General features: G+C 70.0%; 22 protein-coding genes and 1 pseudogene. 6 read left to right on the forward strand and 17 right to left on the reverse strand.

The genetic code is table 11. The annotated features are described in order from the left end of the window. Positions 1 to 5 precede the first annotated feature (5 nt). The 10 genes and pseudogenes from VTA80_RS06175 to VTA80_RS06220 form a co-directional block, all read right to left on the reverse strand. Positions 6 to 680, reverse strand: a complete 675-nt coding sequence (locus VTA80_RS06175; protein ID WP_407344518.1) for a class F sortase — start codon at positions 678 to 680, stop codon at positions 6 to 8. A 14-nt stretch (positions 681 to 694) separates the two neighbouring features. Beyond that, entirely contained in the window at positions 695 to 1,591 is an 897-nt protein-coding gene (locus tag VTA80_RS06180) for an ice-binding family protein (protein WP_407344519.1), read from the reverse strand. A 298-nt stretch (positions 1,592 to 1,889) separates the two neighbouring features. Beyond that, positions 1,890 to 3,368 (reverse strand): transporter, encoded by a 1,479-nt coding sequence (locus VTA80_RS06185; protein ID WP_407344520.1) that lies wholly within the window; start codon positions 3,366 to 3,368, stop codon positions 1,890 to 1,892. Positions 3,369 to 3,371: 3 nt separating this feature from the next. Next, on the reverse strand, positions 3,372 to 4,295 hold the full coding sequence (locus tag VTA80_RS06190) for an NAD(P)-dependent oxidoreductase (protein WP_407345707.1): 924 nt from the start codon (positions 4,293 to 4,295) through the stop codon (positions 3,372 to 3,374). Positions 4,296 to 4,373: 78 nt separating this feature from the next. Then, positions 4,374 to 5,840: pseudogene (locus VTA80_RS06195) on the reverse strand (four-carbon acid sugar kinase family protein); the annotation flags it as partial. A 103-nt stretch (positions 5,841 to 5,943) separates the two neighbouring features. Beyond that, positions 5,944 to 6,684 carry a FadR/GntR family transcriptional regulator gene (locus VTA80_RS06200; protein ID WP_407344521.1) on the reverse strand — a complete coding sequence of 247 codons (741 nt, stop codon included), beginning with the start codon at positions 6,682 to 6,684 and terminating at the stop codon, positions 5,944 to 5,946. A gap of 57 nt (positions 6,685 to 6,741) precedes the next feature. Further along, the gene (locus VTA80_RS06205; protein WP_407344522.1) at positions 6,742 to 6,993 is read right to left on the reverse strand and encodes a hypothetical protein; all 252 of its coding nucleotides are present in this window, start codon (positions 6,991 to 6,993) and stop codon (positions 6,742 to 6,744) included. A gap of 96 nt (positions 6,994 to 7,089) precedes the next feature. Beyond that, positions 7,090 to 8,595, reverse strand: a complete 1,506-nt coding sequence (locus VTA80_RS06210; protein ID WP_407344523.1) for a GGDEF domain-containing protein — start codon at positions 8,593 to 8,595, stop codon at positions 7,090 to 7,092. 191 nt (positions 8,596 to 8,786) lie between these two features. Then, entirely contained in the window at positions 8,787 to 11,267 is a 2,481-nt protein-coding gene (locus VTA80_RS06215; RefSeq protein WP_407344524.1) for a putative bifunctional diguanylate cyclase/phosphodiesterase, read from the reverse strand. 264 nt (positions 11,268 to 11,531) lie between these two features. Then, a complete protein-coding gene (locus VTA80_RS06220) occupies positions 11,532 to 13,058 on the reverse strand; it encodes a S8 family serine peptidase (protein ID WP_407344525.1) in 1,527 nt (508 codons plus the stop codon). Between the two features lie 609 nt (positions 13,059 to 13,667). Between VTA80_RS06220 and VTA80_RS06225 the strand changes: the two genes are divergently transcribed. The 5 genes from VTA80_RS06225 (at position 13,668) to VTA80_RS06245 (ending at position 18,048) form a co-directional block, all read left to right on the forward strand. After that, on the forward strand, positions 13,668 to 13,868 hold the full coding sequence (locus tag VTA80_RS06225) for a hypothetical protein (RefSeq protein WP_407344526.1): 201 nt from the start codon (positions 13,668 to 13,670) through the stop codon (positions 13,866 to 13,868). Continuing rightward, positions 13,862 to 14,494 (forward strand): DUF222 domain-containing protein, encoded by a 633-nt coding sequence (locus tag VTA80_RS06230; RefSeq protein ID WP_407344527.1) that lies wholly within the window; start codon positions 13,862 to 13,864, stop codon positions 14,492 to 14,494. The genes VTA80_RS06225 and VTA80_RS06230 overlap by 7 nt, the downstream gene beginning before the upstream one ends. A gap of 260 nt (positions 14,495 to 14,754) precedes the next feature. After that, positions 14,755 to 15,354: a hypothetical protein gene (locus tag VTA80_RS06235; RefSeq protein ID WP_407344528.1), complete on the forward strand. Its 600-nt coding sequence runs from the start codon at positions 14,755 to 14,757 to the stop codon at positions 15,352 to 15,354. 718 nt (positions 15,355 to 16,072) lie between these two features. After that, the gene (locus VTA80_RS06240; protein ID WP_407344529.1) at positions 16,073 to 17,002 is read left to right on the forward strand and encodes a hypothetical protein; all 930 of its coding nucleotides are present in this window, start codon (positions 16,073 to 16,075) and stop codon (positions 17,000 to 17,002) included. Positions 17,003 to 17,136: 134 nt separating this feature from the next. Further along, on the forward strand, positions 17,137 to 18,048 hold the full coding sequence (locus VTA80_RS06245) for a glycosyltransferase (RefSeq protein WP_407344530.1): 912 nt from the start codon (positions 17,137 to 17,139) through the stop codon (positions 18,046 to 18,048). Here VTA80_RS06245 and VTA80_RS06250 read toward each other — a convergent pair. Then, on the reverse strand, positions 17,975 to 18,220 hold the full coding sequence (locus VTA80_RS06250; RefSeq protein WP_407344531.1) for a hypothetical protein: 246 nt from the start codon (positions 18,218 to 18,220) through the stop codon (positions 17,975 to 17,977). The two genes, VTA80_RS06245 and VTA80_RS06250, sit on opposite strands and share 74 nt — an antisense overlap. A 176-nt stretch (positions 18,221 to 18,396) precedes the next feature. Here VTA80_RS06250 and VTA80_RS06255 point away from each other — a divergent pair, with 176 nt between their 5' ends. Continuing rightward, entirely contained in the window at positions 18,397 to 18,828 is a 432-nt protein-coding gene (locus VTA80_RS06255; RefSeq protein ID WP_407344532.1) for a low molecular weight phosphatase family protein, read from the forward strand. 19 nt (positions 18,829 to 18,847) lie between these two features. On the opposite strand, the gene VTA80_RS06260 is transcribed toward VTA80_RS06255, so the two are convergent. The 6 genes from VTA80_RS06260 to cheB are packed head-to-tail and all read right to left on the reverse strand — an operon-like array spanning position 18,848 to position 22,614. Next, entirely contained in the window at positions 18,848 to 19,351 is a 504-nt protein-coding gene (locus VTA80_RS06260; protein WP_407344533.1) for a hypothetical protein, read from the reverse strand. Further along, positions 19,348 to 19,710, reverse strand: coding sequence for a response regulator (locus VTA80_RS06265; RefSeq protein WP_407344534.1), 363 nt, complete (start codon positions 19,708 to 19,710; stop codon positions 19,348 to 19,350). The genes VTA80_RS06260 and VTA80_RS06265 overlap by 4 nt, the downstream gene beginning before the upstream one ends. 60 nt (positions 19,711 to 19,770) lie before the next feature. Beyond that, entirely contained in the window at positions 19,771 to 20,226 is a 456-nt protein-coding gene (locus VTA80_RS06270) for a chemotaxis protein CheX (RefSeq protein ID WP_407344535.1), read from the reverse strand. Continuing rightward, a complete protein-coding gene (locus VTA80_RS06275; RefSeq protein WP_407344536.1) occupies positions 20,223 to 20,606 on the reverse strand; it encodes a response regulator in 384 nt (127 codons plus the stop codon). The genes VTA80_RS06270 and VTA80_RS06275 overlap by 4 nt, the downstream gene beginning before the upstream one ends. After that, entirely contained in the window at positions 20,603 to 21,427 is an 825-nt protein-coding gene (locus VTA80_RS06280; protein ID WP_407344537.1) for a CheR family methyltransferase, read from the reverse strand. Before VTA80_RS06280 ends, VTA80_RS06275 begins: the two co-directional genes overlap by 4 nt. Continuing rightward, a complete protein-coding gene (cheB, locus tag VTA80_RS06285) occupies positions 21,424 to 22,614 on the reverse strand; it encodes a chemotaxis-specific protein-glutamate methyltransferase CheB (protein WP_407344538.1) in 1,191 nt (396 codons plus the stop codon). Before cheB ends, VTA80_RS06280 begins: the two co-directional genes overlap by 4 nt. Positions 22,615 to 22,729 lie beyond the last annotated feature (115 nt).

Raw genomic sequence — 22,729 nt, forward strand, 5'->3', positions numbered from 1 at the left:
TTGGGTTACGAGCCGGGCGGGACGAAGTCAGCGAAGACCACGAGATTGTCGTCGTAGTGATGCGTTCGGCGATTCCAGGCCCCCCCGCAGGTGATCAGCCGCAGGCCGGCGTGGTCGATGTTGCCGTAGACCAGGTCCGTAGGGAACGCGTTTTTGGGGAACTGGTCGGTCCCCGTGACACGGAACACCGCGACGCTGCCGTCCTCGCGCGTGACGGAGACCTCGTCGTCGGCCTTGAGGTCGCGCAGGTCGTGGAAGACCCCGGGGCCGGTCCAGTCGACGTGGCCCGCGATGATCGCCGGACCCAGCTCGCCCGGGGTCGGCGCACCGGTGTACCAGCCGGCCGGGAAGCCTTCGGGCGGGACCTCCATCGTGCCGTCGGCCTGGAGCCCGAGGGCCATCAGATCCGTGTCGACCCCGATTGCCGGGATCACGAGGTGGACGGGGGTGGACCTAGCCAGATGGGGGGCTTCGACCGGCGTGGGGGTGGGGGAGGCAGACGGCGTCGCACTCGGCGTCGGAGTGCTCGACGCGAGCGGTCGCGAGGTGGTGACGCTCGGCGCGGGGTCCGTGGGAGCGCATGCGGCGGCACCGAAGACGAGAGCGACGGCCACAACGCAACGGGCCACCGCCCCGAAGCCGGCCGGACGTGATCCGGGTCGATCGGGAAGGTGGCCCATGCGGTGACGAATGGTCAGCTGTCGAAACGGCGACGACGGACGGCGACCAGGGTCGCGCCGCCGATACCGGCAACCATCAGCGTGCCGAGCAGTGCGTACGGCGCGGTGCTCGCGCTGGTGCTGCCGTCACCGGTCGAGACAGCACCGGTCGGGACTGCGGCGACCTGGCTGGTCGGCGTCGGCGTGGGGACCGTCGCGCAGGTCGGCCGGGTGATGGTGTTCCCCTGCAACGTGACGGCACCGTTGCGAGCGAGGACGCGGCCCTCGACGGTCGCGCCGGTTTCGAGGCTCGCGCTGGTAAGCGCCAAGATCGTTCCCTTGAAGCTGGAGCCGCTGCCGAGCGTTGCGGAGATCGAGACCTGCCAGAAGATGTTGCAGGCCTGGGCACCGTTGAGCAGCTCAACCCTGCTGCCAGGGCCCGTGATGAGGGTGGACGCAGCAGTGAAGATGAAGACCGCGTTCGGGTCACCCTTGGCGTCGAGGGTGAGCGTGCCGGTGAGCCCGAAGGTGCCGGCGCTGTAGATGCCGGGCAGGAGGGTCGTGCCGCCGAGCTCGGTGGGGACCGCCGTCGCGGGCGACTGCCCGGCCGCGTTGTCGTAGGCGGTGCCGAGGTCTTCCTGAGCGATCCCGGCCGGGGCGTCGGCGGCATGCACGACGCCGTTCTGCGTCACGGTCTCGAAGCCGGTGATGGCCGCGAGGGGGGAGATGCCGACATCACCCTCGATGGTGGTCGCGCCGGTGTTGGTGATGGTCGAGCCGGCCAGGATGGCGTAGCTGCCCGCCGTGCCGAGCGGGACCGCTGTCGCGGCCGCCTGGGCGGTGCCGGGGAGCGCCACCAGCAGGCCGAGTGCGGCGATCGAGGCGACACCGAGCCGCACGTGGGTCGCGCGCAGGTTCCGGGAGAGCTTCATGCGACATCCTTCGTTGGTCGGGCCTGAGTCAGGTCGCGGGTCAACCCGCGGGGTCAAGCGGCTCTTCGGCTGTCCGCCAGGCCAACGGACTCCCGACAGGATCTGCCGGAATGTTCTGTGTGAACAAGAAATAGATCGAATAGTCTATTTGTACCTAATTTGCGTCTCAGCGATAGCAGTCTAGATCGTGATAAGCGAATCGTCATCTTCCTGCAGGTCACTCGGGGTTGCCGACATCGGCACGGCGGGCCACCCGAGATGGGTGACCCGCCGCGCCGACCGGTGTTCAGGGGTGGAGCTACACCATTGCCCAGAGGAGGCAGGTGATCAGGAAGCCGCTGATCGACAGGATCGTCGTCAGCACCGTCCAGGTCTTCAGGCCGTCGGCGACCGACAGACCCAGGTACTTCGTGACGATCCAGAACCCGGAGTCGTTGATGTGCGACAGCCCCAGCCCGCCGAAACAGATGGCCAACGTCAGCACCACGACCTGGATCGAGGAGTAGCCGCCGCCGGTGATGGCCTCGGACAGCAGGCCCGCCGAGGTGAGGATGGCGACCGTCGCCGACCCCTGTGCTGCACGCAGCGCGAGGGTGATGAGGAACCCGCTGAGGATCAGGGGCAGCCCGGCTGCCTGCAGGGTGCTCGACAGCGCCGCACCGATGCCGGTCTCGACCAGCACGTTGCCGAACACGCCACCAGCACCCGTGACGAAGATGATCACGGCGACCATCGGCAAGGCCGAGTCGAGCACCGAGGTGCGCTTGCCGCGAGACCAGCCGGTCTTGGACCCGATGAGGAAGTACGCCACCATCAGGCCGGCGAGCAGGGCCGTGGTCGGTGCGCCGAGGAACGTGGCGATCGACCGCGCCGCACTCCCCTCCTCGAGCACCGTGGCAGAGACCGAACCGGCCATGATCATGACGATCGGTACCAGGATCAGCGTCGTCACCATGGTTGCGCTCGGCACGTTGGTGCGGGCCTTGAACCGGGTGGCTGTGAGGACTCCCCCGCCGGAGCGGGTGGCGTCGGAGAGACCAGAGTCGGAACGGCCAGAGCCGGAGGGAACCGCACTAGAAAGGTCAGAGTCGTCGGCGTGGCTCGGGTGGCCCATGCCGTCGTCCTCGCCGAGGGACTCACTCGCGGGCGACGGCAGCAACGTGATGCCCTCGACCCGGAACAGCTTCGCGGCGAAGAAGCCGATCACGCCGACGAGCGCGCACACGACCAGGCCGACGAGCGTCATCAGGCCGACGTCGGCCCCGGTGAGCACGGACGCGGCCACCGGACCCGGGTGCGGGGGCAGCGCGACGTGCACCGTGAGCAGGACGCCCGCCACCGGCAGCCCGATCTTCATCGGGTTGAGCTTCGCGACCTTGGCGAACGCGAACACGATCGGCGCCAGGATGATGAACGCGACGTCGAAGAACACCGGGATGCCGAGGATGAACGCGGCCGCCGTCAGCGCAGCGATCACGCGCTTCGGGCCGAGGACCCCGGTGAACCGGCGGGCGAGGTTCTCCGCTCCCCCGGATACCTCGATCAGGCGTCCGAGCATCGACCCGAGCCCGACGACGATCGCGACCGAGCCGAGCACCTTGCCCATCCCGGCGACCATCACGGGGACGACCTCGATGACCGGGATGCCCGCGACCAAAGCCGTGCCCATCGAGACCAGCAGGAGGGCGACGAAGGCCGAGAGCTCGAACTTGATGACGAGCACGAGCAGGATCGCGACCGCGACGAGCGCGATCGTCAGGAGGGCAGCGGTTCCCACGGGTCAGCGCTCCTTGCGGGGCGCGACGACCGTGATGACGGCGGAGTCGTCCCCGGCGGCGAGGCCCTGGGCCTCGCCGAGGAGGAAGAGCTGCTCGGCGGCCGCAGCGACGGGGGTCGCGAGGTGCACCGACTTGGCCGCCCCGGTGACGATGCCCATGTCCTTGACGAAGATGTCGAGCCGGCTGCGGACCTCGGCACCGCCGTCGTCGTAGGCCTGGAGCATGCGCGGGCCGCGGTCGCCGAGCATGAACGACTCGGCCGCACCGGCGCCCAGCGTCTCGAGCGCCGCCGCGGGGTCGAGACCGAGGGCCCGGGCCAGGGCGAGCGCTTCCGCACCGGCGGCGATGTGCACGCCGCACAGCAGCTGGTTGACAGTCTTCATGGCCTGGCCGTCGCCGGGGCGCGGACCCATCCGCTTGAGCGTCCCCGCGAGGACCTCGAGCACGGGCGCGACCTTGGCGAACGCCTCGTCGGTGGCCCCGACCGTAATCAACAGCGTGCCGTTCCCGGCGCGCACCGGCCCGCCCGAGACGGGGGCGTCGACGAGGTGCAGACCGATGGCGTCGAGCTGGACCGCAACCTCGCGGACCGCCTCGATGCCGACGGTCGAGGTCAGCAGGATGACCGCACCGGGCTCGAGGACGCTCGCTACGCCGTCGTCGCCGAACAGGGCGCTGTCGAGCTGGGCGTAGTTGCGGACGGCGAGCAGGACGACGTCGGCCCCGCGGGCGGCCTCGCGGGCCGAGTCCGCGGCCTTGACGCCCGCCGCGACGGCGAGGGCGGCGCGCGCCGACGTCGGGTCGAAGGCGCAGACCTGGGCGTGCGGCGCGAGGCAGGTCGCCATCGGCAGGCCCATCGCGCCCAGGCCGAGGACGGCGATCGTGGTGGTGGCGAGAGTGGTGCTGGCGGGGTTGGAGCTGGACATGGTTCCTCCTTGAATCAGGTCACTGTCAATCGGGGCACTGGGAGAGAGCTTGTCGACGACGTCGGCGAGCGACTGCTCGCCACCGACGTTGCCGGCGAACACGATGAAGGGGATGCCGCGCGCGGGTCCGTCGGACGGCTCCCAGAGCGAGACGATCCCGGGCAGCATCGGGCCGCGGACCACCGCGCGGGTGATCGACAGCCCACGCGTGGCGACGTCGGACGACGTGATCCCGCCCTTGGCGACCACGAACCGCGGCGGCCGGGCGGCGAGCACGGCCTGCACGACCTCGACGATGGCCGTCGAGACGCGGCGCGCGATGTCGAGGGACGACGCGCCGTCGGCCCCGGTGACCAGGGTGCGGCTCGTGCCGATCGCGACGTTTCCGCTGGCCAGGCCCTCGACGCAGGCGTCGATGACGGCGGCGAGGTGCTGGTCGCGGCGGGAGTCGTCGAGCACGTCGGCGACGCAGATCTCGATCTCGGTCGGGGATCGCCGCTCGCGCAGCGCGTCGAGCTGGCGGGTGGTCAGCGCCATGTGGGAGCCGACGACGACGAGGCCGCCGACGGCGTCAGTGCGGGCGAGCGCGTCAGTGCGGGCGGTCACGTCCTTGCGGGCGGTCACGTCCTTGCAGGCGGCCGCGTCCTTGCGGGCGGTCGCGTCCTTGCGGATGGCGATCACGTCGTCGGCCGTGAGCGGCGCGTGGACCTCCTGGCCGATGCGCGCCCGCACGAACGGCGGCCCGACGCGGTAGAGCAGGTGCTTGCCCTCGCGCTCGGCGAGGTCGAGCCCGAGCGCGAGGATGCGCAGGTCGTTCTCCTCGACGCAGTCCACGACGACGGGCTGACCGCCCGTGAGCGGCGCGAGCACCGCGGCGACGGCTTCGGGCCCGGCGCGGAGGACGTCGAGCGTGATCGCGACGACGTCCTGGGCCGCGCGGCGCCCCTGAGTCTTCTCCTCGACCCAGTCGCGCAGGTCGGAGGATGCGTAGCCGAACGTGGCGTCCTTCGCGAACTCGGTCTCCCCGACCGGCACGAAGCCGTCCGCCGCGGTGCCCGCGTAGTGCACACCGCCGACGGTGATGCGCCCGGCCTCGCCGAACGCGGGGACGATGACGACGGCGTCGACGGTGCGGCCGTCCTGCTCAGCGAGGCACGCGGCGATCGTGTCCGTCTCGAGCGGGAAGTGCCCGCGCAGCGTGGAATCGGAGCGCGAGACGAAGTCGATCGCGATGCCGGTGCTGCGCGACGCCGCCAGGGCCGCCGCGACGACCTCGCGGTTGCGCGCGGCGGCGTCGGCCGGGTCGAGGCTGCGCGAATTCGTCATCACGTAGACGGCGGACTTGCCCGTCTGCAGCGCCCAGGCGAGGTCGCCCGTGGACCAGCCGGTCAGGACCGGGAGGTCAGCGACCGACTGGGTGCCGGTCGGGTCGTCGTCGAGCACGACGAGCACGCGGCCCGAGGCCGCGACGAGGTTCGCGACGGTGGTGGCGGGGACCCGGTCTGCGATGGGGTAGTCGCGGACGAGATGGTCGAACGGGATCATGCCAACTCCTTTGTTGTCTGATCAAGCGGTTGTGCCGGTCTGACCAACATCAGAGGTCAGAGGTGTTGGGATCGTCCTCGGCGTCGAGGGCAACCGGGTGAGATCAGGTGGGCGAGACGGTGAGCTTGCTGAGCACGTGCTGCACCAGGTCGTCGATGGTCTGGCGCAGGTGCGACTCCATGGCCACCCGGCTCGCATGCGGGTCGCCCGTGCGCAGGGCCGCGAGGATGCCGCGGTGCTGGGCCTGGGCGTTCACGCGAACGACCGCGAAGTCGGAGGTCTGGGAGCGAGCCTGCAGAAGCTCGCGGCCGATCGGGCGGTAGAGCATCGCGACGAACGGGTTGCCACAACCCTCGAGGATCACGTTGTGGAAGGCGAGGTCGCCGGCCACGAACGCGTCGACGTCGGTCGCCGCGTGGGCCTGGTCCATCCGGTCGATCTCGGCCTGCAGGGCCGCGAGATCGGCATCGGTGCGCACGCTCGCGAAGAGCTCGGCGGCTCCGATCTCGATCATGCGGCGAACCTGGAGAAGCTGCAGCGGGGTGGTGACGGTGGCGCTCGCGTCCGCACGCGAGGTGGCGCGGATGAACGGTCCGATCGCCGACCACCGTGACATCGGGTTCACATAGGTGCCGCGGCCGTGCTCGACGCGCAGGATCCCCTGGGTCTTTAGGATGCTCACCGACTCGCGCAGGGTGAGACGGCTGACCTCGAGCTCTGCGGCGAGGTCGGCCTCGGGCGGCAACGGGGCGTCATCGGCGAACTCGCCGGTCGCGATGCGGTCGAGGAGGCGCTGAGCCGCCTGGTCCACGCGAGTGCCACGCTGCACAAGATTCCGTTTCATCAGACCTCTGATGAGTGGGAGCGTAGCGAGACCTGCGGGTCCGCACAAGTCGCGGGTCTAGTGCCCGGACCGCCGCGGCGACCACCCGGCGAACTGTTGGATCGGCCCCGGGCCTGCCTGCTGGGCCGGCAGCGCGGTCGACGCCTCCGGCTGAGAGCGATCGCTCGGGCCCGCCGCGGACTCCTCGGCACCCTCCGCCGGCACCGGCCCGCGGTCGAGGCCGAGGTAGTTCTCGCGCACCGGCGCGCTCCACCAGTACGAATCGTTGTCGTAGACCGGCCCTTCCCGGGTCGGGCGATCGAATGCCATCACGACTCCTCTCCGCCCGACCTATCGGCGGGATCGAGGAGTCATGAAGGGGTTTCGTCGGTTTTGCCCCGATATTGCGGAAGCGGCCGACCAGGCTCAGGAGGCCGCGCGCTCGATCGTTCCCGGCGCCGGCCCCAGTCGCGACGGCGCGGGCAGCACGCCGACCTGGTTGCGGCCGCCGTCCTTGGCCGCGTAGAGCGCACGGTCGGCCCGCCCGATCAGGCTGCGCGGGGTGTCGCCGAACCCCGCCTGGGTCAGCCCGATGCTCGCCGTCTGACCGCCGGGGATGACGCCCAGCAGGCGCGCCGCGATCTGCTGGGCGTGCGCCATGTCGCACACCGGCAGGGCGAGCGCGAACTCCTCGCCACCCCAGCGGGCGATCAGGTCGCCCGTGCGCAGCTCGGCCCGCAGGGCGAGGACGAGGTCGCGCAGCACGACGTCGCCCGCGTTGTGGCCGAACTCGTCGTTGTAGGCCTTGAAGTGGTCCATGTCGACCAGGGCGACGGTCAACGGGTCACCGGTGCGCTCGGCGCGGGCCAGCTCACGGTCGAGCGACTCGTCCCAGCTACGCCGGTTCGCGGCCCCGGTCAGGGGATCGGTGCGCGCCTGCTCGGCGAGCAGCGCCACTAGGTCGGCCCGGTCGATCGCCGCGGCGATCTCGGCGGCGACCAGCTCGACCAGGTCGAGCGCGGGCTCGGGCAGCCGAGGGCGGGTGTGCGTGAAGCCGACGACGAGCACCGCCATCCGGCGCCCGTCGCGGGTGACCGGCGCGAACAGCGCCGCGGCCACCCCGGTGAGCTCCGTCAACCGGCGCGAGGCGCGCGGGTCGCCGACGACGTCCGAGAGGTAGAGCCGGATCCCGGAATTCCAGACCTGCGCCGTTGCCGAGGTCTCGATCCCCGGGTCGACGCGCAGCAGGCCCGGGTCGAGGCCGTGGGTGCCGGCGGTCGCGATCAGGACGCCGTCGTCGTCGGGCTCGAAGAGAACCGCGAAACCGGCACCGGCGATGAGCGCGGCGGCCGCGCAGAGATCGGGGCGCGGGTCGGCCCCCGCGGTCAGCGCACGGGCGACCACCCCGAGGGCAGCCACGTCCGCCGCGCGCTGTCGGGACTGCTCCACGATCTGTTGGATCGCCGTCCCGGCCAGCGCCCCGATGGCCACGGCCAAGACCGGAAGACCCCAGCCGGACGCCGGGTAGCGCGGGGCGCCCACCACGATCATGGGGACGAGGAGGGTGGCAGCCAACCCCGCGATGGCCATGCGGAGCTGGGCACGGGTGCCATAGACCGCCAACCAGACGACCGGCAGCAGGACCAGCGGCGGGTAGCCGGACGACGCCCCGCCCCGGGCGTCGCGCAGCAGCGCGACCACCACGAAGAAGCCGAGCGGCACGATCACGTCGCACCACGACGGCAGTCGGCCCCACGGCACGGCGAAAGCCGCCACGAGCAGCGCACCCGCCGTCACGCCAGCCGCGGCAACCAACGCGAGATCGGACGACGACGCGCCCGTGAGCAGCTCGACGACGACGGCGACGAAAGCGAGGATCACGAACGGCGCCCCGCGCTGCAGGGCTGCGGAATCGCTGAACGGGCGCTTCACTGCGACCGGTTGTCGGGCGCGCGACTCGCGCCACTCCGCCCATGCCTGTGCCACCGCGACTGCCACTGCTGCCCCCTGCTGTCGGTCGAACACCGCTCGTTCATGCTGTTCGCCGTCGACCCTGATGCCCACTCCTGGACACTCCTGGACACTCTCGATCATGCGCCACAACGGCCGACGGCGGGGCCGAGTCACGTGGGACGTGGGGTGATTCCGGCCGGGCGGGATCGGCGCGGGTCGCGGATGGCCGCGAGGCTCCATGGTGCGATCTCGACCGCCGGCATCGGGAAGGCCAGGTGGTAGCCCTGGATGACGTCGACGCCGAGACGGACCAGGGCGGCCAGGACGGGCTCCGTCTCGACGCCCTCGGCCACGACCGACAGACCGAGCTGGTGGCTCATCTGGATCGTGGACTGGAGGACTGTCGAGTTGTGACTGGGGTCCGCGAGGCGTTGCACGAAGCTCTGGTCGATCTTGACCTCACTCACGGGCAGCCGCTCGAGGTACGCAAGGGAGGAGTAGCCCGTGCCGAAGTCGTCGATGGAGAGCTTGATGCCGATCGCGGCGAGACCATCGAGCACGGTCAGGCAGCGGTCGAGGTCGCGCATGATGCCGCTCTCGGTGATCTCGAGCGTGAGCCGCTGGGAGGTCCCGCCGCTGCGGGTCAGCAGGCTGTCGACGATCGACGGGAGCTGCTCGTCGAGCAGGTCGCGCGTCGTGATGTTGACCGCGACCGTGAGGTCCAGGCCCTGCTCGCGCCACTCGGCCTGCTGGCGCAGCGCGGTGGCGATCAGGTGGTCGGTCAGCCGACGGACCAGGCCCGTCCGTTCGGCGACGGGGAGGATCTCGGCGGGCGAGACGAGGCCGTAGAGCGGGTGGATCCAGCGCACGAGCGCCTCGACCCCCACGCACACCCCTGTGGCGGCGTCGCACTTGGGCTGGTACCAGAGGGTGATCGCACCCTCGCCGATGGCGGACTCCATCTGGGCCGCGAGGGCGAGCCGGCGGTGCCGACCGCTCTCGGGCTCCGGGGCGTAGATCTCGATCCGCGTGCCGCCGACCTTCGCCGCGTACATCGCGACGTCGGCGTGGGTGAGCAGCATGTCGCTCGTCGTGCCGTGCAGGGGGTGCATCGCGATGCCGATGCTCGCGCCGACCGCGAGGAACACGTCGTCGACGGCGACCGGTCGACGGATCGCCTCGAGGAAGCCCTCCGCGGACGCGATGGCGCCGACCCGGTCGACGTCGGGCAGGAGAACGGCGAACTCGTCCCCGCCGAGGCGCGCGACGACGCCGTCGGAGACGCTCTGGAGCCGACGCCCGATCTCCCGCAGGACGTCGTTACCGGCGCCGTGGCCGAGGGTGTCGTTGATCTCCTTGAAGTCGTCCAGGTCGACCATCACGACGGCGCCGCCGTGGTCGGCGGCGATCGCGTCGAAGCTCTCCTGGAACTCGCGGCGGTTGGGCAGACCGGTCAGCGGATCGTGCCGGGCATCGTGGTCGCGCTTGGCGGCGTCGGAGCGGATGGTGTCGACCAGGCGGGCGTTCTGGAGGGTGATGGCGGCGTGACCGGCTAGGGCCTCGAAGAGGCGCAGGTCCTGCTTGGCGAAGGTGCGGCCGGTGAAGAGGCGATCGGTCACGATCAGGACGCCGTCGACCCCGTCGATCGGGAGTCGGACCGCCATGGCGTCGGTCAGCGCCGCGGGCAGGCAGCTGCGCGAGCGGTCCTGGCCGGCAGGGATGAGGATGCCCTGGCCCTCCAGGGTCCCGGACCACCACACGTCCGGGCGGAGCGAGAAGTCGGTGCGGTCGTCGACGCCGTCGTCGGTGAGGACGACGTGCTGGCCGGGGCGGTCGCCGTCGGGCAGGACGACAAGCTCCGCACGCTGGGCGCCCAGGAGGGAGCGGGCCTCGCTCAGCACTGAGGCGACGGTGAGATCGAGGTCGACCGTCGCGCCGACCGAGCCGACGAAGCGGTAGAGCAGGTCGAGCTGGGCGTACCGGGCGGCGAAGGCGACGTAGCCGCGGTTGGAGAGGAAGAGAACAGCGGTGGCGACGCCCAGCAGGACGAGTGCAAGGGGATCGCTGACCAGCAGGACGACGATCAGGAGGGCGAGCCCGCAGTTCGCCACGCAAGCCAGGAGGCCGGAGGTGACGGCCTCACGCAGGATGTCGGGGCTGTAGCCGTCGCCGGCGAGGTAGATCACCAGGGTCACGAGGCCGCAGCTGAGAAGGCCGGCAGCCACCATGGCGACCAGTGCCGCAAGCCAACCGAGGGGAGAGGTCGGCTCACCCGAACCGAGGATGGCGCGGAAGGTGAGAACCGCGACGCCGACCTCGACGGCGAAGAGTCCCATGTTGAACACGAACTTGGTCCCGCGCTGTCGCTGGACTACAAGAAGTGCGATGCCGCTGCCGAGGATGCTGGTCCACAGGTAAGCGCTCGGGCTGAGAAAGACGAGCGCGATGACGGACGGCAGCTCGCGCAGCGTGTGGGTGTACGCGCTGCTCGCCAAGGGCACATGGATGATCAAGGACCCGGAGAGCACGAAGCCGACCGCGACGGCCCACCAGGGGACATCCAAGGTCGAAGGAAGTGCGGGCACCCCACGGAGCGGGCCGAGGAAGAGCCCCGCGGCGACGGCCACGAGGCCGATCAAGAGCGTGTTCACGGGCGTGAGCTTGTGCGCTCGCGCGATCGATCGCCCAGCCAATTCCCCACCCCTGCCCCTGCGGGAACGAATCACCGCTCAGGTTGATCATCGGCATCGCGACGAACTACTGAAGGGAATGGGCGGGACTGATCGGGGGGCGATCGGGTCAGCGCGTTTAGCTCCCGCGGAGAGACGTGCAGGTGGGAGCCCCGAGGCGGTTGCCCCGCGGACCCCACCTGCACGAACTACTGCTGGTGCTGTCTGGCCGTCAGGAGAGGTCGGTCAGGACCAGTGCCACGCCGACCAGTGCCACGCGGACCAGTGCACGGACCAGTGCCACGCGGACCAGTGCCACGCGGACCAGTGCCACGCGGACCAGTGCCAGGCGGACCAGTGCCACGCCGACCAGTGCCACGCCGACCAGTGCCACGCCGACCAGTGCCACGCCGACCAGTGCCACGCCGACCAGTGCCACGCCGACCAGTGCCACGCCGACCAGTGCCACGCCGACCAGTGCCACGCCGACCAAGTGTCAGAGCCAGCGACAGAGTCGCCCGGAGTCCCAGGCGCACTGGACGTCGTCCACGACTGGAGAGCAGTGTCCGCGGACGGAACCGTCGCCAGGAGAGCCCGCTCGATGTTCACCTGGCCGGCGCCACGAGCGACGTTCGGCTCGGCGGGCATCGGCTCGGCCGACTCCTCGAGCAGGTACTTCACCTGGTCGGGGTTCAGTTCGGGCTTAGCCTGCAGGAGCAGTGCGACCGTGCCAGACACGACGGCTGCTGCCTGCGAGGTCCCGGTTCCACGGAAGAATCGTCCCGCTGTGTCGCCGGTGACGAGACCTTCGGGGTGTCCCTGGTCGATGGTGGAACCCGGGACACGCAACGAAACCACTGACTTGCCCGGAGCGAGCAGATCGGGGGCACGTGAGGCCGTGCCGGGATTGGTGAACGTGCTCAGCGTGTCATCGGCGACCGAAGAAGTCCCCTGATTGTCGCTAGAGCCGACGGCGATCACATAGGGATCGGCAGCGGGCATCGTCAGTTCGGCGGCCCCGCCCTCGTTCCCTGCCGCGGCGACGACGACGATGCCGGCCGCCCACGCTTCCTCGACGGCCTTGGCAAGCGGGTCAACCGTGTACGGCGTCGAGGCCGAGACACCGGAGGAAAGGTTGATGACCCGGACATTCATCCCGTTGTCGTTGCGGTGCTGGACAACCCAATCGACGGCCGCAATGACTCCGTTGACGTCAACGCCGCCGCCGGCAGCCGCGACCTTCAGGTTGAGCAGCCGCGCGCCAGGAGCAACCCCGACAAATGGGTTTGACATCCCGCGCGCTGGCTGCACGTCGTTCCCTGCGATGATTCCGGCCATGTTCGTGCCGTGACCGAAGCTGTCCAGGAAGCTCGTGGATTCCGAAACACCCTCGGCGGAGAAGTCAGGGCCGTTGATGACCTTGCCTGCGGTGTTCAGCCCGGCAACCGGAGTGACTCCGGTGTCGATCAGTGCGACCGTGACACCCTGACCGGTGATCGCGCCACCAGCGACGTCGCTCATTGCCCATGCAGCACGCGCGCCGGTGCTCGTGGCGACGGAGTAGAGGGAGCCCAGGTCGGTCCTCGCGTCCCAGGCCGCGACCGCGGAGCTCTTTGCGTCGCGACCCTTCGCGGTGTCACCCCAGGAGCGATCAAGCACAACGCCGACCGGAGTGGATTCCGCCCGGTCAGCAATAGCCGGCTCGGAACTGGTCAGCGCGGCGGGCGACAAGTAGGCAGCAATGGCCAGGGCAAGGGATGCGGCGATTGGCATCGCCGCGAGTTTCATTTCCACGTTCTGTCCATTTCTCAATCCTTAAGTCAATGGGGTCGGGCTACCCCTGCCAGGAGTATGCGGCCCCACATGTCCGAAGAGCTCCGCAAGCAGCAACATGTCATCCGTGCGGCTCAGGACATTGATAGTACTATTTTGCTTACGGCGCGCCGTCACGTGGTGGATTGATCGGTTAGATATTGTTGTTGTAGTTTTGCCCATGTTCTTCACCAGGTTCGCGAGTGGTACGCCGGCGCAGCAAGTCTGGCGAAAGTATTTGTGAAACGACTGTGAGTGATGTTCTTCAATCGATCTTTCATCCTTGCACCAGGGGTGTTCTTCTTTCCCAGGCCAGGGAGGAAAGGGGGAGGAGGCGCGGGCCGGACGGGGAGGGCGGCCAAGCAAGGCCACTACGGGCGAAGCGAGCCGACGAAGCTCGTTCGTCGCAGCAGGTCGCAATATCGACAGACCGCCGCGGGCGGCATCGCGTCTGGAGTGATCTTGCTGGAACCCTTGACCGTTTCGTCCGGGTTGGGTACGATTAGCACAGGTGTTCGATCTTCTGACTCGGTTCTAGCGACTCGATGGCGAGAGGGGGCGGCTGTGGACGTGACCGCTGCGCCTCCCCTCGCGCCTGTCGCGGTCGCGTCGCCCGCCAGCCTGGCTGCCACCACCGACGGCGGTCCGGTCGCGCCGCTCGCGTGCGGGGCCGGCGGCGAGGTGGCCGCGTTGCGCGCCGCCGCTGCAGCGCTCGCCTCAGCTGCTGCGGGGCACCCGCGTGGGCCGGGCCTGAGCGGCAGGGCGTGCTGACCGAGCTGAACCTGACCATCGACACCCTGCAAGCGATCCGGTCCGCGGTGCTCATCGCCGAACGCAACGCAGAGACGTGGCGCGGGTCCGGGGACCCGAATTTCGAAGCCTGGGTCGGGCGCAAGACCCGGCTCGGGAAGCGCGGCGGGGCCGCCCGGGTCCGCCAAGCTGCCGAGCTCGACACCGTCCCCGACGTGCTGGACGCCGTGACCGAGGGGCGTATCCCGCTCGAGCACGCCGGCATCATCGCCAAGGTCGCCGCCACCGGCACCCCCGCCCAACGCCAAGCCGCCACCTCCCCCGCCGGGCAAGAGACGCTGCTCGGGTTGGCTGCCGGGCAGGACGCGGGCACGTTCGCGCGCACCGCCGACCGGTGGGCCGCCCACGTCGACCCCGCCGGCCTGGAACACGACCACCAAGCCCAACGCCGCGCAAGGTTCCTGCACCTGACCCACACCCCCACGGCACCCACCTCAAAGGACTGCTCGACTCCCTCACCGGCCACCAGGTCGCCCTCGCCCTGGAAGCCGCCACCCCCAGACCCGCCGCCGACGACGACCGCGACTTCGGCCAACGCAACGCCGACGCCCTGGCCACCATCGCCGACCGCATCCTGGCCTCGGTAGACACCAAACCCGGCGCGCACGTACCACCCCAGGTCTCCGTCATCCTGACCGAAGCGACCTGGGCCGCAGCCCAAGCCGACCGCGACCGCCGCCGCACCGCCCTAGCCACCTTCGGATTCACCGCCGACAGCGCCGACGGTGGCGACACGGGTGGCGGCGGCGAGTTTGACCGGCGCAGCGAGCGTGACGGCGAGATTGGCGGCAACACCCTGTTCGGCAACGACACCAGCAACGAGACCCAATGCGGTGCGGGCCCCGCGATGCTCCCAGTCCTGGGGTACGCGCCCGCCACCCTCGAGGACGGCACACCCGTGCCCGCCTCCGAGCTCGGCGTGATCATGTGCGACTGCGAACTGACCCGCATCGTCATCAACGCCGACGGAGTCCCCCTAGACCTCGGGCGCACCGAACGACTGTTCACCGGACCCCAACGCAAAGCCGTCATCGCCCGCGACCGCGAATGCGCCTGGCCCGACTGCCACGCCCACGCCCGCTGGTGCCACATCCACCACCTCGCCTGGTGGCAACGCGACAACGGACCCACCTCCGTAGAAAACGGGGCCCTGTTATGCAACTTCCACCACCACGAAGTCCACCGACTCGACCTCACCCTGACCCGCCACACCACACGCGACTACAACGCCATCACCGGCATCGCACGCGTCTGGTACCAACTCACCGACCCCACCGGACGAACACTCAGACAGACCGGGCCACCCACCGGACCGCCCGGAACGCAGCCACCCGAACCACCACGACCACCCGAACTAGACGGGCCAGCTAGGCCAACCCGACCACCAGTGCCGCCGGGTCTACTCGACCTCGATGTCGATCGGTCCAACGGGGCGCTCGTCGCATGACCCCCGCGAAACGTGACTCGCGCGCTAAGCGCGCAGCACGAGTACTCAGTCGGCGGATCGTGAAATGTCAGAAATGCCCGAAAGATCCTGAGTGTGAATTCACCCCGGTGCCGACCGAAAATCCACCAATGAGTTCGGGCGCTTGGTGTACTACTTAACTAGACCAGTCGAGCCTGCGAGGGCTTCGCGCTGAGTCGGTTACCAGCCCAAGGAGCATTGCCGTGAGAAACCCGAACGGATATGACTTGCCGAGAGGCACGTCTTTCCGTTGCGCGGATGCCGGCAACTGCCCGAGCGAGCTGAGGTCGCTTCTGCGGCCCGGCCGCGCACAGGTCCGTCAGGACTGAGGCTCGCCGCAACTCCTCCGTGAATTCTTGGGACACCCCTCTCTATTAGTCGAGGGACAATACGCGCAGAGAGCAGCTTTGCCATGAAGAAAATACTTGCGGTATGCGTGGCGGCCATATTCACCGTCATGTTTGCCGGTCCCGCCGTCGCGTGCCCCGTGGAAGTGAAGTGCGATTCCACACCTGAGTGGACCTACGGCTGGGACCACGCCAACACGGTCACAGCGAGCCTGACGGTCGACGCCGAATCGAGTGGATTGTGCGCCCCAGTAACGCTGCAAGCGACGTCCTACACCGTGCCGGGAACCTGGGACCGGAAGGGGTTCAATCTCACGGCCGTACCCCAGACTGCAATCCAGCCGCAGAGGCCCATGACCTTCCCCATCGGCGCGAAGAGCTCGACCCAGGCGTCGACTCTTAACACCCCGCCGTGCGGGCCGTATCAGGTGGACCTCTATGGCGGTGTCGCGCTGGAATCGATCGACAAGAACGGGACGCCGGACTTCCGTGCGGGTGGTCTCGTCGACCGACCGAACTGCCCGACCCCGGTGGTGCCCGTCGCGCCGACGTGGACACCTGGGACATGCCTCGCTGAGGGGACCGTAACGCTGGAGCAGAATCCCAGCTACATCTGGTCGTTCGTAGAGACCGAGAATGGACGCGACTACACGGCCACTGCGACCCCGGGGCACGCCATCACAACCCAGGGCCCCTGGCCCGTCAAGATCGCGCAGCTGTCACCGGATAGCCCCGAGTGCCTACCCGCGGTGCTGCCGGTCAGCGTGATCACTCAGGCGCAGGTCACTCCGATCCCACCGACGTGTGACGCCGATGGGTCGCTGACCCTCACCAACGGCGAGAGCTACACCTGGAGCGACACCCGGCCGCTCGCGGTCGGACGGCACGAGGTCATCGCGACCGCTGCCGCGGGCTATGTGTTCTCCGACCTCGAGACCACAGCGACGTTCACGGTCGAGGTCCTGGCTGCCACGGGTGATCAGTCGACTGACGCAACGGCTGGCTGCTACATCGCGGCCGTGCCGCCGGTCGTTGACCCTCCCGTCGTTGACCCTCCGGTCGTGGTCCCAGTCGTCCCGGTCGTCACACCGGTGGCGGTGGTCGCGAGCAAGACCGTCGCGAGCAAGACCGTCGCGAGCGAGACCCCGGCCGTCAACAACCGGGTTCTGGCCTACACCGGGATCGATGGTCTGCCGTGGCTGCTCCTCGGCGCCGCCGGGCTCATCGGCTTCGGCGGGCTCACGGTGTCCCGCGCATCCCGTGAACGCCGGGTGAGCGCCTGACGCGCCACTGATGCCCCGCGGCGGCGCAGCCTGCCGCCGTCGCCGCGGGGGAATCGGGTAAAATTGCACCATTTACCCGCTTCGCGTAGGGCGTCGGTCTAGCGCGACCCCGCGCACCAACAACCGGGAGTGCCGTGCCCGACCAGGGCGACGCGGCGGCCGTCGTCGTTCATTACGAGAGCCCCGAGACGCTGCTACTGACGCTGACCGATCTGGGTGAGTTCTTCCCCCGCGATCGGATCGTCGTGGTCGACAGCTCCGGGGACCTCGACGACTCGTGGGACGCGGGCGCGGTGATCCTGCGCCCGGGCCGGAACACCGGGTACGCGCGAGGGGCCAACGACGGGGTCCGGTACCTGCTCGCGAGCCGGCCGGACGTCACGGAGATCCTCGTGTGCACCCATGAGGTGCGCTTCGCAGACGGTGTCATCGACCGCCTGCTCGAGGTCGCCCAGGAACGTCCCGGTGGGCACGTCGTCGCGCCCCGGCTCGTCACGCGGGGGGTGAAAGGACAGGCGCCGAGCCTGTGGTCGGAGGGCGGTCGTCTGAGCTTCCCCCTGCGACACCCCGAGCACGTGCGGGTGGGCCGGACGCACGGGACCCGGCGCGCGCTCTGGGTGGACGGTGCGGCCTTCGTCATCGCAGTGCGGACCTGGCAGCGGGTCGGGGGGATCCCGGAGGAGTTCTTCTTGTACATGGAGGACGTGGCGCTCGGGCTCAGGTGCCGCCGGCTCGGCGAGCCGGTGGTCGTCGTGCTCGACGCCGTCGTCGAGCAGGCCGTCACGGGACCGAACCGGTACCTGGCGATCCGCAACCAGCTCATCCTTGCCGAGCGCTACTATTCGCGGCTCGACTCCGCCGTGGTGCATGCCCAGATCTACGCGAAGACGATCACGCTCGCCCTGCTCGGCGAGCGAGGCCGCGCGCGGGCGATCGAGAACAGGCGAGCGATCCGCGACGCCCGTCGCAGGGTCAGAGCCGCAGCAGCGGCAGGAGATCTGCCCCGGCCTCGAGGTCGGGCGTGGCGACCAGATCGGCCACGATGAGTGCCAGGATCACGGCGACCACGATGAGCACCAGGATCAGGATCAGCTTGCTGCGCACCGTGCGGCGTACTGCGCGGATCCGTGCGCGCGCGCCGGCCGGGGCGGCAGGCTTGGGACCTTCACCAGCGACGGTCGCGTCGGACCGCTCGGTCGCCCAGCGTGGATACGTCACGTCAGCTCCCCGGACTCGGGTCCGGCCGACAGATCGGCCGGTCCCGAGAGAATAGCCGCGGTTGGCGCGATCGTGTGAGTCGACGCGGCCGGCCACCCGCGTGGCCTACACGGCGACGTCCGGCGGCCCTCGGGCCGCAGGCGGACGTCGAGGTCACCAGCGCGGGGGTGCCGGCCGTGGTCGGTGCGCCGATGCCGGCGCCGATGGCGGACCTCGTGCGCGCGGCGGGGGCGTCGCCCGACGGGTTCGCGGGCCGTCAGCTGACCGAGCAGATGCTGCGCGACGCCGACCTCGTGCTCGCCCTCACCCGCGGACACCGCTCGAAGATCGTCGCGCTGCACCCGGGCGCCGTGCGCCGGACGTTCACGCTGCGCGAGCTCGCGCGGCTCGCCGGCGGCGTGGACCCGGCGGCGCTTCCGGCCGGACCCCTGACCGCACGGTTCGCCGCGCTGCTCCCGCTCGCGGCCGCCCAGCGCGGCCAGCGTCGGGCGGCAACCGAGGACGACGACGTCGTCGAACCGTTCGGTGGCGACCAAGCGCTCTACCGACGCGCTTTCGACGAACTGCGCCCGGCCGTCGACCAGATCGCCCGGGTCGTCCGCGGCTAGCGCTCCAGGCCGGGAGGCGTCAGACGACGAGCGCCGAGAGCCTGCCCGGGCCGTAGCCCTTGATGTCGACGGTGAGGTCGATCCGGCGGACGTACGCCAGCACCCACTGCGCGACGTCGGCCGGCAGCGGGTCGCCGGGGGCGTAGCAGCGGTCGAGCTTGACGTGCGGTGCGCCCTCGGCGTTGAACATCGACGCCGTGATGTTGAGGATCTCGGCGGCGTTGTCGAACAGCGCCTGGGTGAGCGCACCCTCCTCGATCGCGAAGTCCGCGCCGCCCGGGGGCACGAGCGCGATGGCCGCACCGGCCCGGGCCGCGAGCGGCAGGTCGAACAGCATGATCGCGCGCAGCCTGAGCGCGTTGTCGACATAGATGCCCACCATCGCGCCGTCGTCAGCCGCGGGGTTGACCATCGCCCCGCCCGTGGTGACGTCGACGTCGCGCCCGAAGAGCTCCTCGAGCACCTCGCGGACGTCCAGGGCCCCCGGCAGCGGCGTGGGGACGGTCCCGGCCGGCACGCTCACGCGAGCACCGGCTCGATGACGTCGCGGAACGACTCGGCGGTGAACGGCTTGGCGACGAGGAACAGCGCACCGGCGGCCTCGGCCTCACCGCGCATCTCGGGCGAGCCCTCGGAGGTGACGAACCCGAACGGCACGTCGTCCCCGCCGGCGCGCAGCGCGCGCAGCAGCTCGATCCCCGTCATGTTCGGCATGTTCCAGTCCGAGAGCACTAGGTCCGGCCGCTCGGCCGTGACGACCTCGAGCGCGAGCGCGCCGTCGGCCGCCTCCGTGATGTCCCAGTCGTACCCCGCCTGCCGCAACGTGCGGATGACGATCTGACGCATCACCCGACTGTCGTCGGCAATCACCACTCGCAACATGTCATTCGTCCTTGCCTGCTAGTCCAGCCCATTGCCCACCGGTGCACTGCGGTGACCGGCTCATAGGTTCCACACCGAGATGACGAGCGGGCGCCCGCGCCAGGCGAGCAGCACCTCGTCCAGCTGGAAGGCGTTCTCGTGCGACGGCGCCTGGCGGCTCACCAGCGGCATCGTCAGCTTCCCCTGCTCCGGCAGGAGCGCCTTGAGGTTCCCGCCGACGACGTTCGCGACCTCGCCGAACGCGTCCACGAGGTCTGCCTCAGACACGGGCTCGCCGGCGTCCATCCCGAGCAGCGCGCGGGCCAGGTCGTCGGCCGTCGCGGCGTCCGTGGTCAGCAGCACGCGGCCCTTGTACGACGCGTGCAGGTCGACCCACGCGTGCAGCGGATCGGCCACCGTGACCGGCCCGTCCCACCAGGGCTGCAGGAGGCCGGGTTCGCCGTCGACCATGGCGGCGAAGACCTCCTCCGCGATGGCCGTCAGCTGGACGGAGTCAAAGATCCCTATGGGGCTCATACCATCTCCTCGGTCGGAATCAGCCCGAGCAGCTCGAGCTTGTCCCGGAACGCGTCAGGGGTGAAGGGCTTGATCATGTACTCGTGCGCACCGGCCGCGAGGGCACGCACGATCTGGCCGTGCTCCGCCTCCGTGGTGACCATCATCAGCGTCATCGCACGCCAATCGGCCCGGGCGCGGGCCGCCATCACGAACTCGAGTCCGTCCATGACCGGCATGTTCCAGTCGATGCACGCGAGGTCGAAGACCGAACCCGCCTCGAGCAGGTCCAGGGCCTGCTGGCCGTCGGCCGCTTCGTCCGTCTCGTACCCGAGCTGCTGCAGGATGCGGACGACGATGCGTCGCATGGTCCTGGAATCGTCAACGACCAGCGCTTTCATGCTGCCCTCCGTGCGTTCAGTCGGTAGACGGAGCTGCGCCCGACGGGCACCCGCTCCCAGGCGTCGTCGACGCCGATGGTGGTTTCAGCGCCGCCCAGCAGCAGGTACCCGCCAGGGCGGACGACGGATTGGACGCGGCGCAGCACTTCCTGCTTGGTCGCCAGGTCGAAGTAGATGAGCACGTTACGCAGGAAGACGATGTCGAACGGGCCACCCGCGGGCGGCGCGTGCAGCAGGTTGTGCCGCGAGAACGTCACCCCCCGACGAATCTGCTGGCTCACCTCCCACTCGATGCCGACCCGGGTGAAGTGCTCGACGAGCATCCTCGCGGGCAGCCCGCGGTTGATCTCGAGCTGGCTGTACAGCCCGGCCTTGGCGCGCGCGAGCACCTGCTCGGAGAGGTCCGTGGCGGTGATCTGCACGGACATCGCCGGCGCGGACTCGCGCAGCGCCATGATGATGCTGTACGCTTCCTGGCCCGTCGAGCACGCGGCCGACCACAGGCGCAGCTGGCGCATGCTCGGGCGGTCGCGAAGCAGCTCGGGCACCACGTGATCGGTCAGTGCCGTGAACGGGCTGGCATCGCGAAACCACGAGGTCTCGTTCGTCGTGAGCGCCTCGACGACCTTCTCGTACTCGATCGGTCGCGGAACGGCGCGCAGCCCGCGAACGTACTCGTCCACACCCGCCAGCCCGGCGTGGCGGGCGAGCGGCAGCAGCCGGCTCTCCACCAGGTACTCCTTGCCCGGCTCGAGCTGGATGGCGCTGCGTTGTCGGACCAGATCGGCGACGAACGTAAATGTCTCGGTGGCGAGAGTCAACGGATTTCACCTGCAGGGTCGAGGGCGGACTTGAGAACCGAACCGACCAGGGCGGCCCCTACCTGGTCGAGCGGAAGAATGCGGTGCGCGAAACCGGCCATCGCCACGGCGCCGGGCATGCCCCAGACGACGCTCGAGGCCTCGTCCTGAACCAGGACGGTGCCGCCGGCGCCGACGACGGCGCCACAGCCGGTCCGGCCATCCGCTCCCATACCGGTCAGCACGACGGCGAGAAGGTCCCCGCCGAAGACGCTGACCGCGGAGCGAAAGAGTGTGTCGACAGCAGGCCGGCAGAAGTTGACCGGTGGGCCGTCGGTGAGCTTGGTCCGACCGCCGCGCGCCGTCGGGCGCACCTCGAGGTGCCGGTCGCCCGGGGCGATGTACGCATGCCCAGGGAGCAGCTCCTCGTCCCCGTCGGACTCGACCACGGTCGTGGCGCCGAGCCGGTCGAGCCGGGCCGCGAGCTGCCGCGTGAACACCGGCGGCATGTGCTGGACCAGCACCATCGGCACCGGCAGCGGCGTCGTGATCGACCGGAAGACCTGCGACAGCGCCTCGGGCCCGCCGGTCGACGAGCCGACGATGACGAGCCGCACCGGGCGACGCTCAGGGCGCGCGGCGAGGTGGATCGGGGACGACGCGGGTGTCGCACGCACCGCCACCGGCCGGGAGCCGGGCCGGGAGGTGGCCGATTCGGCGGCACCGTCCTGGGTGGACCCGGCCAGGGCCGGGCGCGTGGCGCCGAACGTGCGGGGCAGCGCCGGCCGGCCGTGCCCGGGGTACGGCACGAGCGCCTTGATCAGGGGGATGAGGTCGCCGGCCACCTTGGCCATCGAGGCGGCGACGCTGCCCTGGTTCGCGGGCTTCGTGACGTAGTCGGTGGCACCCGCGGCGAGCGCGTCGAACGTCGCGGCGGCGCCTCGCTCGGTGAGCGTCGAGAACATGATGATCGGGAGCTTGTCGCCGCGTCGGCGCAGGGCGCGCACCGTCTCGATGCCGTCCATCACCGGCATCTCGATGTCCATCGTGACGAGATCCGGCGCGAGCTGCGCGATCTTGGTCAGCGCGATGTGCCCGTTCGCGGCCGTGCCGATCACATCGATCCGGGGGTCCCCGGCGAGCGCGTCGGTGACGAGCCGGCGAACGACGACCGAGTCGTCGACCACGAGCACGCGAATCCTCGTCACCGGCCACCCCCTGCTCGTCGTCCCGGTCCGTGCGTCCCGGCCGTGGTCTGCTCGGCCCCGGCGTTTCGCGGGGTCAGGCTTCTCATCGACCGGGGCGACGACGTGTTGAGTAGTG

The sequence above is a fragment of the Pengzhenrongella phosphoraccumulans genome (genome assembly GCF_045689905.1).
In the GTDB taxonomy this organism is placed as follows: Bacteria; Actinomycetota; Actinomycetes; order Actinomycetales; family Cellulomonadaceae; genus Pengzhenrongella; species Pengzhenrongella phosphoraccumulans.